Origin of the sequence: Lysinibacillus boronitolerans JCM 21713 = 10a = NBRC 103108, from assembly GCF_000772935.1 — a bacterium.
Lineage (GTDB): Bacteria > Bacillota > Bacilli > Bacillales_A > Planococcaceae > Lysinibacillus > Lysinibacillus boronitolerans.
In genome coordinates, this window is the sequence record NZ_JPVR01000060.1 from 25,666 (window position 1) to 40,325 (window position 14,660).

Annotated in this window: 16 protein-coding genes; 6 read left to right on the forward strand and 10 right to left on the reverse strand. The window is 37.0% G+C overall.

The features are described 5' to 3' along the window. The first annotated feature begins 64 nt into the window (after nt 1-64). Nucleotides 65-559, forward strand: coding sequence for an RNA polymerase sigma factor (locus tag CD31_RS03745; protein WP_036075861.1), 495 nt, complete (start codon nt 65-67; stop codon nt 557-559). Then, entirely contained in the window at nt 549-1,472 is a 924-nt protein-coding gene (locus CD31_RS03750; RefSeq protein ID WP_036075862.1) for a hypothetical protein, read from the forward strand. Before CD31_RS03745 ends, CD31_RS03750 begins: the two co-directional genes overlap by 11 nt. A 43-nt stretch (nt 1,473-1,515) precedes the next feature. On the opposite strand, the gene CD31_RS03755 is transcribed toward CD31_RS03750, so the two are convergent. The 5 genes from CD31_RS03755 to CD31_RS03775 form a co-directional block, all read right to left on the reverse strand. Further along, nucleotides 1,516-2,304, reverse strand: coding sequence for an HAD family hydrolase (locus CD31_RS03755; RefSeq protein WP_016992114.1), 789 nt, complete (start codon nt 2,302-2,304; stop codon nt 1,516-1,518). Between the two features lie 132 nt (nt 2,305-2,436). Further along, entirely contained in the window at nt 2,437-2,685 is a 249-nt protein-coding gene (locus tag CD31_RS03760; protein ID WP_036075864.1) for a DUF3006 domain-containing protein, read from the reverse strand. Continuing rightward, a complete protein-coding gene (locus CD31_RS03765) occupies nt 2,672-3,862 on the reverse strand; it encodes an MBL fold metallo-hydrolase (RefSeq protein ID WP_036075867.1) in 1,191 nt (396 codons plus the stop codon). Before CD31_RS03765 ends, CD31_RS03760 begins: the two co-directional genes overlap by 14 nt. A 69-nt stretch (nt 3,863-3,931) precedes the next feature. After that, nucleotides 3,932-5,278, reverse strand: a complete 1,347-nt coding sequence (locus tag CD31_RS03770) for a GntP family permease (protein ID WP_036075870.1) — start codon at nt 5,276-5,278, stop codon at nt 3,932-3,934. Then, the gene (locus CD31_RS03775) at nt 5,279-6,418 is read right to left on the reverse strand and encodes a glycerate kinase (RefSeq protein WP_036075872.1); all 1,140 of its coding nucleotides are present in this window, start codon (nt 6,416-6,418) and stop codon (nt 5,279-5,281) included. A gap of 165 nt (nt 6,419-6,583) precedes the next feature. Here CD31_RS03775 and CD31_RS03780 point away from each other — a divergent pair, with 165 nt between their 5' ends. Continuing rightward, on the forward strand, nt 6,584-7,681 hold the full coding sequence (locus CD31_RS03780; RefSeq protein WP_036075873.1) for a CdaR family transcriptional regulator: 1,098 nt from the start codon (nt 6,584-6,586) through the stop codon (nt 7,679-7,681). Between the two features lie 22 nt (nt 7,682-7,703). Here the strand turns inward: CD31_RS03780 and CD31_RS03785 are convergent, their stop codons facing one another. After that, a complete protein-coding gene (locus tag CD31_RS03785; protein WP_036075876.1) occupies nt 7,704-9,209 on the reverse strand; it encodes a coproporphyrinogen III oxidase in 1,506 nt (501 codons plus the stop codon). A 157-nt stretch (nt 9,210-9,366) separates the two neighbouring features. Between CD31_RS03785 and CD31_RS03790 the strand changes: the two genes are divergently transcribed. Beyond that, a complete protein-coding gene (locus tag CD31_RS03790) occupies nt 9,367-9,774 on the forward strand; it encodes a hypothetical protein (protein ID WP_244905094.1) in 408 nt (135 codons plus the stop codon). 541 nt (nt 9,775-10,315) lie between these two features. Here the strand turns inward: CD31_RS03790 and CD31_RS03795 are convergent. From CD31_RS03795 to CD31_RS03810, 4 genes are all read right to left on the reverse strand, one after another. Further along, nucleotides 10,316-11,227: a stalk domain-containing protein gene (locus tag CD31_RS03795; protein ID WP_052125316.1), complete on the reverse strand. Its 912-nt coding sequence runs from the start codon at nt 11,225-11,227 to the stop codon at nt 10,316-10,318. Nucleotides 11,228-11,346: 119 nt separating this feature from the next. Continuing rightward, nucleotides 11,347-12,009 carry a ribonuclease H family protein gene (locus CD31_RS03800; protein WP_036075878.1) on the reverse strand — a complete coding sequence of 221 codons (663 nt, stop codon included), beginning with the start codon at nt 12,007-12,009 and terminating at the stop codon, nt 11,347-11,349. A 141-nt stretch (nt 12,010-12,150) separates the two neighbouring features. After that, nucleotides 12,151-12,498, reverse strand: a complete 348-nt coding sequence (locus tag CD31_RS03805) for a YlbF family regulator (protein WP_004230811.1) — start codon at nt 12,496-12,498, stop codon at nt 12,151-12,153. A 15-nt stretch (nt 12,499-12,513) separates the two neighbouring features. Beyond that, nucleotides 12,514-13,656, reverse strand: coding sequence for a DUF445 domain-containing protein (locus CD31_RS03810; protein WP_016992126.1), 1,143 nt, complete (start codon nt 13,654-13,656; stop codon nt 12,514-12,516). 207 nt (nt 13,657-13,863) lie between these two features. Between CD31_RS03810 and CD31_RS03815 the strand changes: the two genes are divergently transcribed. Further along, nucleotides 13,864-14,067 (forward strand): YheE family protein, encoded by a 204-nt coding sequence (locus CD31_RS03815; protein ID WP_016992127.1) that lies wholly within the window; start codon nt 13,864-13,866, stop codon nt 14,065-14,067. A 171-nt stretch (nt 14,068-14,238) separates the two neighbouring features. Continuing rightward, on the forward strand, nt 14,239-14,655 hold the full coding sequence (locus CD31_RS03820) for a hypothetical protein (RefSeq protein WP_016992128.1): 417 nt from the start codon (nt 14,239-14,241) through the stop codon (nt 14,653-14,655). Nucleotides 14,656-14,660: the final 5 nt, after the last annotated feature.

The following is a 14,660-nucleotide window of genomic DNA, read 5'->3' on the forward strand; positions in this document are numbered from 1 at the left end:
TCTTTTTGGTAAAATGATACTTTTCTAAAGGTTCTTCGTCTTTAAAGAAAAGGAGGTGCACAGCTTGAACATAGAAGAAATATTTTACTTACATAATCACACCATTTTTAAATACTTATATTACTTACTAAATGACGAAAAATTAGCGGAGGATTATACACAGGAAACCTTTGTCCGTTATTTGAAACATCACCAAACAATTAAAGAAGGGGCTGATCTCGCTTGGTTACGCTGCACCGCGCGTAACCTTGCCTATGATCATTATCGTCGAAAAAGGATTATTCAATTTGTCCCTTTTTTACAACAGCATGAAGAACAAACGTCACCTTCTCCTCATCAATGGCTGATGCAACGGGAAGATGCCAGGATACTATATCTTGCAATTCGCAAACTAAAAATTACCTATCGCGATGTGATTATCCTGCGCAAAATAGAGGGACTATCCATCGAGGAAACCTCCAATATTCTTGGCTGGAATGAGGGGAAAGTAAAAAACACATTAAAACGAGCACTCGTCGCTTTAAAAAAAGAGCTAGGAGGTGAAATGGATGAAGTATGATAAGAAGACATGGCAACACTTAGATGATTTAATGCTATCTGATCAGCAGGAAAAAAAATTATTACGCAATATGACAGAGCCTTTAGTAATTAATAAACAAACGAGAAAAAATAAATGGAAAATCCCTTCTGTATCATTGCTATTTATAGTAGTTCTTGCTTTATTAGTTTTATCTTTTGTTCAACGTCCTACTAATTCTCCTATGACAACGGATTCGTCAAAAGCAATCCAACGAATCTATTTAAAGGAGAATATAAACAAGGAAACCTTTATAGCAAAGGATTCTTGCCTTTATGTTCCTCAGCAATGCTATGCTCATTCAAAGGCTATCATACAGCTACAAAAAAATTTGGACAACGCTTCTCCTGTAACAATATCCGCTAGTCAATGGAAAAATGGTACTATCTATGATATTTTGATTCTCTATAATGACCGTACACAAGAGAAATGGAAGGTCCTCAATAACAAGATTTTCTTCAATGTTGAAACCAAGCAAGCCTTTCTAATTGAAGAATCAATTGACTCTCTACGCTATTTTTATGATGAGAAGCGGTCGACGAAACTTATTATGGGGAATATTTTCATCCTACTTACGCATTTCATCCTATGGATTGCAAAAAAAAGAATGCCTTATACAGAACGTCGCTTTTTCGCTGCGACAGTTGAGCATGCCATTGCCAATGCCATCATGCTCGTGTTGTTTGGAGGTATTTCATTTGGTATCTATCTTGTGCACCATACTATTCATGCAACAATTATTTATGGCCTTTTCTCACTCTACTCCTTTATGCAAATCTATTATCGTAAAAAGGCTGGTGAACCTCAGGGCTACTTAATTGCTAGCGCTCTTGTTCAGCTTTGTATAGCGATAGCTTTTACATGTTTATACCTTAGACTGAATGTCTATTTTTAACAAAAAAATGTACTGACTCCATGAAGGATCAGTACATTTTTTATTATAGCCTATTTACAAGCTCCAACAACGCTGTCAAAGAGTCCACCTCATAGGTAGGTGTCACAGCCCCGTTGGCGATATTGCTTTCACGATTAATCCATACATTGCGCATTCCCACACGAGATGATCCTAAAATATCAGTATTAAGATTGTCGCCAACCATAATTGCCTCATCAGCTGTAATACCTGCCTTCTCCATTACATACTCAAAAATAGATGCGTCCGGCTTACCTTTACCAAAGTCACCTGAAATAATAATATGATCAAAATATGGTGCAATTTCTGGTGTGATTTCTAGCTTTAGGTTTTGCAAACTTGGTGCACCATTTGTAAGCAATACAAGCTGATATTTTCCTTTTAATTCATCTAACACTGCAAAAGTATCTTCGTATAAAAATGGAGCCACTTTACGCTCGGCTACAAAGCGCTCTCCTAGCTCTGCTCCAAACGCTGTATCCTCAATCCCAAGAGCAGCTAACCCTTTTGTCCAAGCCGCTGCACGATAGCTAGGAACAATTTCCTTCATTTTTTGGAAGGAATCCGTCGAGTCGTCAAATGTTCCCCAAAGACCTTCAAATGGATTGATACCAATTAAAACCGTATAATCATATGTTTCATAACCTTCGTATAAAGCACGTGCCTCTCGGCGAACAGCTTCCTCTAGCTCAGCAGGATTCACATTATGTACAGTTGCTGCATAGTCACATGTTTTTTCAAATGCTGTTTTGACTGATTTTTTATCCCATAGTAATGTATCATCTAAATCAAAAATAATAGTATTTATCGACATTTTGTCCGCTCCTAGCTCCCCGATTAATACTATTATTTTAGCATATTTTCAAAATATTTAGGATAACAAATTATACACATTTCCTCTAGCTAAAAACAAGCTGTGCATCAATTTCTCACAGCTTGTCATCTATTAATTATTTTTATTTCGTAAACGATTCATTAAACTCTGAATGTCTGCTTTTTTTTGTTGTGTTTCTTCTTGTAAAATTTCAATATGGTAAATACCATTTTTTTCTTCTATCTGAACACGATCACCTACTTGCACAGCCTTGTTTATGGCTGACTGCGAAATAATGAGCTGTTCCTCTTCTGCCGGAAACTTTAAAAAAACCGCATAGCCATCTTCAATACGGTCCAATGTGTATTTACTCAAGCTCACTTACAAGTTCCCCTTTCTCATTCCGTAATTGCGCAGCATCTCCATCGTTTAACCAAATTTGTTTAGTCGTCCATTTCAAATAATTTTGCCCTTCCCGCGCATTGGTTCCACTAGTAATATAAATTATTTTCCCTGGCTGTAAAGAGAGATTAGGGAAATTATAAACTTGATGCCCTTCAATTGAAATAAGCTGCCAACCTTTTAAAGATACTGCTTGTTGTCCACTATTTTTGATTCCTACTATTTCAGTAACTAGATCCTTGCTAACGATTTCAATAGCTGTTGTCGGTGCTACTTCTTTAGATGGTTTATTGCCCGTTTCCACTCTAGAAGTTTCCTTGCCATTCACCGCATAGTTTACCCCATCTGTGGACACCGTAATCGTTCCTAAATCTGCTGTGGCATAGATTTTGCTACCAATAGCCTGCAAACGATCCACTACTTCTGCATGGGGATGTCCATATTTATTATCTTCTCCATAACTTAATATCGTGACCTCTGGTTTTACAGCCTGAATGAATTCCTCCGAGCTACTTGTGTTAGAGCCATGATGTCCCGCTTTTAAAACGGTTGCTTTCACATCATACTGCAACATTTCCTTTTCTAATGCCACTCCCGCATCTCCCGTCAATAAAAAAGAGACATCCCCATAAGTCATTTTTAAGACAATAGAGGCATCGTTATTATCTGTAGCCTGTTCATTGGCATTTAAAACTTTCACATTTACATCCTTATCAAATACAATATCATCACCTATTTTTGGCACATGGTAAGGAATATTTTTTTCATCGATACGTGTCAGCATCTCTTCAAAGGTTTGCGATGTATGTACTTTTCCCGAATCATAAAATTGTTCAATCATCATGTTATCTAATACAGGAATAAGCCCCCCAATATGATCAGCATCTGGGTGTGTCGCTACCACAATATCAAGCTTATTTATTCCAAGTTCTTTTAAATAAGAAACAATCTGTTGTCCTGCGCCCTTCACTCCCCCATCTATAAGCATCGTTTTACCACTTGGTGATTCAATCAGTATAGAATCCCCCTGCCCTACATCAATAAAATGAACCTGCATTTCATGACCAGCTGTTACATGAATTTTCTCTGTCTTGACTGCCTCGGTACAGCCAGCTAATAAAAAAATACAAAGGAGTAATACTATTATTTTTTTCATCTACTAACTTCCTTTCTATTTTCCTATTATACAAAAAGAGAGCTAGCCATGGGCCGCTCTCCCTTTACTTTAAACAAAAATCCACCATAAAATCATCGTAATAATAATCGTCACAAGACCCTGTAACAACGTGGCCACCGTTTGCGCTTTATAGGCTTGTGTCACTTCCATGCCACTATACTGTGTAATTACCCAGAAGAAGCTATCATTCACATGGCTAACGGTCATTGCCCCTGCACCTATTGCCATCACCACTAATGCTAATGGTACCGCTCCCTCAATTCCCAGTGTCACAAGCATCGGGGCTACTAAAGTAGACGTAATCACAAGAGCTGTTGTGGAAGAACCTTGGGCTGTTTTCAATGCTGCTGCTACTATAAATGGCACTAGAAGGAATAATGTACCTGAGGCAAACATACCTAAATCCATTTCCTGAAGCATTTCTCCAACACCAGCATTTTTTATAACAGTTCCAAACGAACCACCAGCACCTGTTATAAGTAAAATAGGTGCTGCTTCTTTTAGACTTTCGCCAATCCAACCTGTTAATGTCGTTTCATTGATTTCAGGTAATAATAAAAAGGCAGCTGCTACACCTAAAAATAGTGCCACTGTTGGAGAACCTAAAAATTTAAAGATGGTATTGAAAGTCGATTCCGTATCCCCAACTAATGCTGCTATAGAACCCAGACCAATTAACACAATTGGCAGAACGATTGGTAAGAATGCTTTAAATGTTGAGGGCATTTTCCCAAAGGATTTAATGACCTCCTCATAATCTAATGCCTCAACCTCATCTTCAGGAACTCGAATTTTTGTCGCCACTTTTACTGACCATAGATAGCCTACAAATGTCGCTGGTATCGCTACTAGTAAACCAATGACAATGACTGTTCCTAAATAATCGGCTGCGCCAATATTTCCTGCTGCTGCAATCGGCCCTGGAGTTGGTGGTACTAATACATGTGTTGCAAATAAGCCAGTTGCTAAAGCTACTGCCATAGATGCAATCGTGACATTCGCTCGCTTTGCCAATGATTTTTGCAAGCTAGATAAAATAATAAAGCCTGAATCACAAAATACTGGTATGGATACGATATAGCCAATTAAAGACATCGCTAATTGCGGACGTTTAGGTCCTACAATTCGTAACACTACTTCCGCCATTCGATAAGCAGCACCTGATTTTTCTAATATTAAGCCTATGATAGTACCGGCGATAATAACTAAACCAATACTTGTCATCAAGCCTCCAAATCCAGTATTAATACTTTCCACTACTGTCAATAGTGGCATACCTGAAGCAATTCCAACAAAGAAAGCACTGATTAATAAAGCTAAAAATGGATGAAGCTTCAACTTAGCCGTCCCTAAGACAACAAATAATACCCCTATTAATATAATAATGAACAACATCTAGTCATCCCCCTTTTGTAAGTAACGCTCGATCATTCTTTTTGTTTTTAAGCGAATAAAGTGAGCAGGTTCTTGCATTGCCTGCTGCACATCAATCTCCTCATCCACCAATGACTCAACAACTGTAAAATACGCTTGTAATGCTGTATTTGCCTTTCTATCAATTCCTCCAGATAACAGCATCACCTCTACATGCGCTTGCTTTGCAGCCTTTGCTACACCTAATGGTGCCTTACCATGTAATGTTTGGAGATCCGATTTTCCTTCACCGGTGATCACTAACTGTGCTCCTGCTAAATGAGCCTGAAGCTGTACAGCATCCAGCACAAGGTCAATTCCTGCATGGAAGGTGCCTTTTAAAAAAGCGATTAATGCGCCCCCCATTCCCCCAGCGGCCCCCGCACCTTTATAGTCATGTAATCGTATAGTAAATTGAGCTTCAACAATATCTGCAAAATGCTTTAAACAACGATCAAATTCAGCGATTTGATGTTTTTGAACCCCTTTTTGTGGACCAAAAATAGCTGTTGCTCCTCGATCTCCAATGAGCGGATTATCCACATCACAGGCAATCGTAAATGTTGCTTCGGCTAATCTAGTATCTAGTAGACTCATATCTATGACATCTAATTGCATTAGGTTAGAAACACCTGCATCAAGTTCCAACCCCTCAGCTGTTAATAATCGCACACCTAATGCTTGTAACATACCAGTACCCGCATCATTTGTAGCACTTCCACCAATGCCAATAATAAATTTTCTAAAACCTTGATCAAGTGCGGCTTTAATTAATTGTCCTGTGCCATAAGATGTAGCAAGTTCAGGATTTTTCTCATTTTCTTGTAACAGCATAATACCAGATGCTTGAGCCATCTCTATTACACAGGTTTCTTGATCGCCCAGTACACCATATTGAGCCTGGATAGCTCTTCCCAATGGATCAAGCACAGTTGCTGAGCAATATCGACCATCTGTAGAGGCAATAAGTGATTGTAGTGTACCTTCACCACCATCTGCCACTGGTAATATAATTGTTTCAATAGAATGATCCACATCCAGGATTCCTTTTTGCATTGCTTTTGCTACTTCAACTGCTGATAGAGTACCCTTGTAGGAATCTGGACTAATGATAACTTTCATGTTCTACCTCCACTTATGTCGTCCATTGACATTTACGTAAATTTTCATATCCCCAAGTTAAGCGCTTACAATTTATTATAATGACAATAAATTCAGAAAACATTATAATAGGTGTACAATTTAACTGTCATATAACAGGCTGTTTTTTATGCGAGGTGTATAAACATGTTGACAAAAAAGTTAGCAGAAGATATCGTCCATCAAACGATGTTGCGCTTGCGTCACAATATTAATGTTATCAGCCCAAGTGGGGTCATTTTAGCTTCCGGAGATAAAATGAGGGTGGAAAATATTCATGAAGGGGCACTATATGTAACACAGACAAAAGAGACTTTAATTATAAATGAGGAAAATATAGCACTTTATCCAAACACAAAACCAGGCATCAATATGCCGATTATGTATCAAGATGAGGTTGTAGGTGTTATAGGTATTACAGGAAATTCAGAGGATATGCTTGAAATTGCTAATCTTGTGCAACTCACAACAGAGATTATGGCTCATCAAGCAATTGTTGAATCTAAAAGCGAATGGCAACGAAAGAATAACGATTACATATTCGAAGCACTCGTTCATGGGAGTAAGCTAGATGGAGCCTTAACTGAACGAATTCAGAAATTACCATTTACTCTTTCGAGCCCTTTTCAGGTGATTTTAGTAAGCTTAAATGAAGCATCTTACGCAGAAAATACAATACCCTTCTTTTTTGAGGATCTATTTTACAAACAGCCTATTCTTGCTGGTCATAGCCAATTACAGGAATACTATATCCTGCTAACAAATTGCGGGGAGCAAAATAGCCGTCCCATTATAAAAGCACTTCGCAAGCAGAAACAGAAACTACCATCCCTTCAAATTGGTGTAGGGCCCGTGGTACAGCATTTATCTCAGCTTCCCTATAGCTATCAAGGTGCCAGAACAGCTCTAAAATTTGCTGTAATCCATAATGAATTGACTTTTTTTGAAGATGTCGAGTTATTTTCTCTTTTTAAACCTCGTGATTCCGAGGAAGTACAAGCATTTTACCGTCGTATACTCAAAAACTTGGACGCTAAACAATTGGAAACATTACAATCGTTTTTTGACTGTAATTTACAGCTAAAGCATTGTGCTCAGCAATTGAATATTCATCGACATACACTTACGTATCGTTTGAATAAAATAAGGGAATTAACAGGCTATGATCCACAATACTTTGAGGATGCTGTTCTGCTAAAAATGGCCTGTACATTACGAACACTACAGACAATGAAGGCAATCTGAACACATCAGATTGCCTTTATTATTAAGCCTTATATAATTCATTTAAAAACTCAATTTTCTTTCCAATAGCCTCTTCAAAGGTCATGATATAGGCAGCAGGATCTTTCGGATTATGGAATTGTGTAATTCTCCCTGTTTCGGGATGAACAAATTTTGAGGATGCCCCACAGCCAATTCCTAAGATTGTCTGCACTTCTTCCATAATAACGATATTATAAATACTTTCTTCTCCTGCTTTACTATAGCCGACATTTTCTAAATTACCTAAAATATTTTTTTGACGATATAAATAGTATGGAACATAATCATTTTCTTTTGTCCAGATTTGTGCCATTTCCATCATTTCAGCAACCGTATCACGGTCGGCTACTTTGTATTTATCCTTATTACGTGTCATCTCTGACGCACGTTTAAATGATAGCGTATGAACAGTTAAAGACTCTGGCTGCATCTTTGCCGATTCCTCTAATGAATGCTGGAATTCTTCAATCCCTTCATTTGGTAGCCCAATAATGAGATCCATATTAATATTGTTCATACCTGATTCTCTTGCAAGCCAAAACTTATCAATGGTTTCCTGGACTGTGTGATGACGACCAATTGCTTTTAATGTTTCATCTGTATAAGATTGTGGATTTACACTAATACGATCAATACCCCATTTTTTTAGTACTTCTAATTTTTCTGGTGTGATGGTATCAGGTCTTCCTGCTTCAACTGTCACTTCTCGAATTGTTTCAGGATTAGGGAATGATTCATACATTGTTTGATATAAGGCGTCCATTTCATCGGCCTCGATGGAAGTCGGTGTACCACCACCCCAATAAATGGAGGTGATTTTCATATCATTGTCCTTCAGCCATTTGCCCATTTCACGCAATTCAATATGCAAGCCATCTAAAAAAGTCGTAACACGGCCTTGCTTACGATTACTACCAATCGCATAGGCTGGGAAAGTGCAATATGCACATTTGGTAGGACAGAATGGAATACCGATATAAACACTGATCTCTTGTCCAATGGCATCAAGATCAGGAATAGTCACTAGTTGTCGGTCCACAATTTCCTTCAATAGTGCAACTTTGTCCTTTGATAAGCGGAAATCCCGAATTAATAGATCAGCAATTTCTTGCTCACTCTTCCCTTCTTTTCTAAATTTATGATAGAGCTTTGTCGGGCGTACACCTGTTAAAATCCCCCATTGTTGATGCACTCCAGTATGCTGTTCAAGAACATCTAAAAATACATGAGACAATGCACGTTTTATACGAATATTTAGCTCACGATCTGTTGCTGGGGACTCATATTGAATACTGTACTCATTCGTGTATTGCTTACCATCTACAATCAAGTTTGCTTTTGTAGAAATGGAAAAGTCGTCCCCAGTCTGATAGTCAAATGAAGCAGACATGTCTGCTCCCATTGGTTCAACCTTCAGCTTGGAATCCTCAAAAAATAAATTCGCAATATGATTTAATACGCGAATCCAATCTTCAGGATATTTTTGATCTATGTGAATAATTTTCATTTCGTTTCGCTCTCTTCTTTTATATAATTGCAGATTTAAGTTTAACAAATTTCTATGACTATAAGCAAAATAACAATTAGAATCCGTAAAATAACAGAATATTCAGTTTAAATATAGACAAACAATTTTTTTGTCATTATAATTTTCAGAAAAGGTGGTGTCGAGATTGTTTATTTTAAAAAATGGCAATTACACATCTGTTTCGAGCTTTATTCATCAAGTAGAAGTAGCATTCCACCATTTTGATTTAGAACGATGTGACGAAAAAACATTATATGTCACGGTAAAACTTAAATACGGCACACATAAAGTACTTTGTGATTTTATTTACATTATTGATCAACAAGAAATCTATGGTGCTATTTCAATTAACAAGCATTATGAAAAGACCAGGGTATTTATTCAACAGCAGTTTCAGCAATTTTTATTGTATTCAGATGAAATGGTATTAGCTAAAAACTTCATGAACACAGTACCTTTTAAACAATGTCTTCAACAATTTGCGAAAAAATATCCAGCCCATATTTCCTCAAAGATCCATTACACTCTAGCAATGGCTGAGTAACTACAAATAAAAAATAGTATGCCAAACATTGCTGGCATACTATTTTTAGGTTGTTGAAAGATAATGTCACTATCAGAAAAGACCTTGTAACAAGGCGAGAGGTTGATTTCCATTCCGCCACCGTCCTTTCCAGGGGGCGTCCGATGAGCCGCTTATCCCTCTAGGAGTGACGCTGGCTCCTCTCCAATCAACCATGTGCAAAAGTGTCTTTTCCTTATTTTTTTATACTAGCCATAGTGAATAAAATAACCCATTATTTGTATGATTAGAGAATGGATATCTTATATTTAATGGAAAAAGTAATGGATTACACAACCTTTCAATAAAAAGTAGTGAAAATCCTTGCTAAAAAGATAACATTCTTTTGGATGGAAGTGGAAAGCTACTTGACTCTCGTGGGATAGCGAGACAGGTTCGCTACCCTCTAAACGGAGCAGTAGCAGAGGAAACGTCTTGGCACTCGCCACAGAAAAGCAAGTAGACTGCAACAAAAAACCATTCATCTTTCACAAAAATTTTATAGATTGTTTTGTTTTTACAATTATTTTAAATATTCGTCCACAAATTCAATAGGTACATATGTCTTTGTATCTTTCAATGTTGGTGCAACTGTTAGTGTACGTAATGCCTTATTATAGCCAAATGTTTTTTCACCGCGAGTAATTGTGTAAGACATATTCCCTTTTGAAAGGATTGCCCCCTTGCCTGTAGAATCCACTTTGAAGCCAAGCTTTTCAGCGATCACACGCAATGGCACCATTTTTGTACCAGCTACTTCATAAGAATCTGATGCGATAATATTATCAATTTCTTCATTTATTGGATTCTTAGTAGCTGAGGAATCATCGTCCAGTACAATTACTTTAGATGGTGTTGTTTGCGCTGGAATACTTTTAGTAGAGGCCGTATAGAAAACAACTAGATGCTTCTCTGCTAAATCTTTAGCGTCCACCTTTTCACCTTTTTCATTGAATAGCTCTGTTTCTTTCCCGATATTTAATTTTAAAATATCATACGTATTAGTTAAATCTTCAAAGAAATAATCCACTTCTACAAAGCCTGCTTTTTCTGTTTCAACGATGACAACCTCTGGATTGAATTGTGGTGGATATATATATTTTTGAGGTTTGTTAGCAAATGTATAAGCTACTATTTTATCCCCCTTTTGAAGCTCCACTTTCTTCCCAGTATTGTCGAACACAAGAGTATCTTTAGTCATTTCTAATACATTTGTTTGCTCGCCTTCTTTTACTGTGTAATATGTAATATTTTCCCCAACACGAACATCTTCCACAGTACCACGAGTATCATTAAAAATGTGTACGGGATCAATTTGTATTTGTGGTACCTCTGCTTCTGTCGATTGCTGCTCATTTGCTGAAGCTACCGGTACAAGGGCACTTCCAAATAATAATGCTGATATAGCTACAGGTGCTATTTTTTTCATGTTCATAAAATCTCTCCTTATTGTTTGGATTCAAAGGAGTAGTAGTTTTAAAATGGAAAAAGTTTCAGTGCAAGCAGAGGATTTTATAAGAAGAGGTGGCAGTAGATACTACCACCTCTTATTCGCTATTCTTTAACAATCTCGCTCAAACCAGTAATATCGATGCCATTTAAAGCTTGAGTAGCTAGGCGGTCTGCTTCAGAATTTTCCTTACGTGAGACAAGCTGGTATTCTGCTTGAATGTGAAGCTGCTCCAACTTAGCATCAATTTTATCTGCCCAACTTGCTAATTCCTTTTCCAATGCTGGCCATTCCCCATTTAGCTGATTGATGACCACTTGTGAATCTCCTATAATACGCACAGGCAAATGGTGGACATTTAAAAGTTCAAGCTCTACTAAGCCTAAATAAAGCGCTGCATACTCTGCCTCATTATTTGATTTCAATTCAGACGAAAAGGCATTTCTTCTTAATCGTAAAGGCTTACCATTTTGTTCGTAATAAATGGCGCAGCCTAGCCCTGCTTGCCTTGTCCCACGATCAAAACCTCCATCAAAATAGACCGTAATATTATGTGGCTCAGTATCAATTTCCTTTAAATAGGCTTTTAGCTCTTTAAGTGACCAATTTGTATCTTGCCGATCAATGCAATGTAGCGATTTTACTCTTCCCGTTCTTTCCATATCCTCTGCAAGTAATAGTGCTTGAGCTGCAGGCATTTCAGCGGAACGTAAAACGGTTGTTGCTCCTTTTGGTGTTTTATAGATCCATTCAATGATGACATGCATAGTCATAACCTCCAATACTCTTTAACTGGTACATAAAGCAAAAACGTGTACCGACCAATAGCGGATACACGTTTTCCTCTCACTTGTTATATGTGCAATTCCTAGAAAAATTATTCCCTTTTAAATTGCGATTATCACCTTTTATTGAATTCCTTCATATAAACCTTGGATAGGTTTTATTAAAATGCGATTTACTTCTTCGATTACTTTGCTTACCTTCATTTCTGCCTCCAGCATCGTTGAAATTTTTTCATTTTGCTGTGCAAGCTGTGCCGCTTTTTGTGCATAGACAAGCTCATCTTCCAAAATATCCTCACCAGCTAATTGCTTTTTCTGTAATTCGATTTGGATTTTACGGAAGTTTTTAAAGACATTTAATGCCTCTTCATCATTTTTAACAACTTCAACAGCAGCTTTTAACGCTTCAAATTCTGGAATCTTACGGAAAGTTGCTTCTAGCGCATTAATGTCATTATAAATATTAATCATTCATACAATCTCCTTTTAAATAAAGTAAACAATCAAGCCTTGCACAATCCCAATCAATCCACCAAGCACTGCACCTAATACAGTAATCATTTTAAACTCACGTTTAGAAATGCCTAATACAAGTTCCTCTAATTTCTCTACTGGGAATGAGTCTACCTGCTCTCGCACTACTTCTTGTAAGTTTAAACGTTTTAGTACATCCTCAAGTTTTTCCTCTGCCTTCACAAAAGCCTTTTCTATAACCTGTGGAATCACGGTATACTTTGCCCACTCATTTCCTTCAGGCCAATAATAAGAAATCGGTTGATTTAAACGTTCAGAGATTGCTAATTGTTCTTTCACGTACACTTGTAATTTCGATAAAATGGGGTCAAATTGAACATCTTGCAAAAAGTCCATAGCTGGTCGATCTTTGAATTTTTCCCATTCCTGTGAAAATATTTTTGTTAGTAATGTTGTTGTTCCTGGTGCTTGTAAAAACTTCACAAGCTCACGTTGAACTTTCCCAACTAGTGAAGTGGAATCACCTAAGAACATATTGATCATGCCGCCTAGAGATCCTTTGGATGATAAAAAGTCATCAATCATTGCCTTAATCGTCATTTCGCCTTCAGGTGATAAAAAATAATCCTCGCCTTTTTCTAAAATATGCTGAACCGCTACTGGAATTTTAGCATCAATCGTATTTTGGATATCCTCAGATAGCAATGTACGAATTGATTTTGTTGATAGTGTATTCTTTACTGACGAAAATTGTCCCTCTACAATTGCTTCAACCTTCTGCTCAATGGTAGCAGGCATATGCGAAAACCCGGCTAAGTTTAGCCAATCCTGAATTGTTTTGTCGTTTGTAAAGATTGTTTCTTCAACTTTTGTTTGTACAAAGTGCTCTACTTTGTCTTGAATATCCTTTGAGAAAAACTTTTTTCTAAATGTTTCGGGAGTTAGTAAATAATTTACTACTGTAAGACCCAGCTGTTTCGCTAATTCATCACGTCGTTTGGGTATAAGACCGGGTGTAAACGGTAATCGCCAATTTTTAATATATATCGCTTTATATGGGCGAAAAAGCATTTTAATGGCTAAGTGATTTGTAACGCCCCCAATTGCAGCCCCAATGAAAGCCATGAAAAGTAATGTCACTATAAAATTATCCATTAGTATCCTCTCATTTCAATTGTATTCAAGATTGGCGTTTTTTGTCGCCTTCTGCACCCATTATAGCAGAGCAATGATTTTCAACGAAAGAAATACCTCTTTAGAATTTCAATGTCATCCTATTTACTTCTATGAAAAGTGAATAGTTGCAAAAATACCGTTATACTTGAATAATATGACTACATACTATAGAAACGAGGTTTGATGATGATTCAACATTTCAGTTTTAAACCACTATTTGAAAACACGCAACTACCTGGTTGGACTATTTCATTTTTTTATCAACGAGAACGATACCAAGCGGAGTATTTAAAGGACGGTACGATTGAGTGGATAGGGGCCATTCCATCAGACGAGGAGGCTGTTAAAAAAATGATACATGAGCTTATGCTGTTTCATGTATACGATTAAAATCCGTAGTCAATTTTTCATTCTGAACCCGTATAAAAATACCTATATTTACTATAAATAGCACATCATTTAAGCTAATTATGTTGAATCATGTTGAAATTTGTATATTTTTCTTATACATTTATGATATCAGCTTAAGAGTAAATGTTTTTTATGCAGGGGGCCATTTCAATGAGTAAAGTCACACTTTCGGATGACTTAAATAGCTATAATTCAAAAGCATTAATTCGTGTAAAAGTAAAAGAATTTTTTTCAGAATTTTCCGCTAAAATATTCGAATTAGCGGATGAAGCGGGAGCTGTTAATAGTAAGAAATTCGAGGAACTTTCTGGCTATAAAAGCGACTTTTACAATGAGTATTGCAGTCAATTAAAGGGCTTTTTTGATTCTTCTACTAGCTCTTTCGGCAAGAAATCGATTAAAACGTTCTATTTAACGTATAATAATAAGAACTATGTTCTAACACAGCAAGGCATAACTGAAAAAGCACCTGTTTCTATCGCACCGTTTACAGGTGTGATACCTTTCAAGGAAACGGTCCATGATGTTGAAAAAGCGTGTTTAAAATTACGCTTCCAGCAAGAATAAATAGG

Coding starts and splice junctions, on each gene's coding strand:
- CD31_RS03800 (WP_036075878.1), bottom strand. CDS start 12,009: ATGCATGTCATCATTGAATGGATCTATAAAACACCAAAAGGAGCAACA.
- CD31_RS03820 (WP_016992128.1), top strand. CDS start 14,239: ATGAGTAAAGTCACACTTTCGGATGACTTAAATAGCTATAATTCAAAA.
- CD31_RS03775 (WP_036075872.1), bottom strand. CDS start 6,418: ATGAAAGTTATCATTAGTCCAGATTCCTACAAGGGTACTCTATCAGCA.
- CD31_RS03765 (WP_036075867.1), bottom strand. CDS start 3,862: ATGAAAAAAATAATAGTATTACTCCTTTGTATTTTTTTATTAGCTGGC.
- CD31_RS03805 (WP_004230811.1), bottom strand. CDS start 12,498: ATGATTAATATTTATAATGACATTAATGCGCTAGAAGCAACTTTCCGT.
- CD31_RS03750 (WP_036075862.1), top strand. CDS start 549: ATGAAGTATGATAAGAAGACATGGCAACACTTAGATGATTTAATGCTA.
- CD31_RS03785 (WP_036075876.1), bottom strand. CDS start 9,209: ATGAAAATTATTCACATAGATCAAAAATATCCTGAAGATTGGATTCGC.
- CD31_RS03755 (WP_016992114.1), bottom strand. CDS start 2,304: ATGTCGATAAATACTATTATTTTTGATTTAGATGATACATTACTATGG.
- CD31_RS03795 (WP_052125316.1), bottom strand. CDS start 11,227: ATGAACATGAAAAAAATAGCACCTGTAGCTATATCAGCATTATTATTT.
- CD31_RS03815 (WP_016992127.1), top strand. CDS start 13,864: ATGATTCAACATTTCAGTTTTAAACCACTATTTGAAAACACGCAACTA.
- CD31_RS03810 (WP_016992126.1), bottom strand. CDS start 13,656: ATGGATAATTTTATAGTGACATTACTTTTCATGGCTTTCATTGGGGCT.
- CD31_RS03780 (WP_036075873.1), top strand. CDS start 6,584: ATGTTGACAAAAAAGTTAGCAGAAGATATCGTCCATCAAACGATGTTG.
- CD31_RS03770 (WP_036075870.1), bottom strand. CDS start 5,278: ATGTTGTTCATTATTATATTAATAGGGGTATTATTTGTTGTCTTAGGG.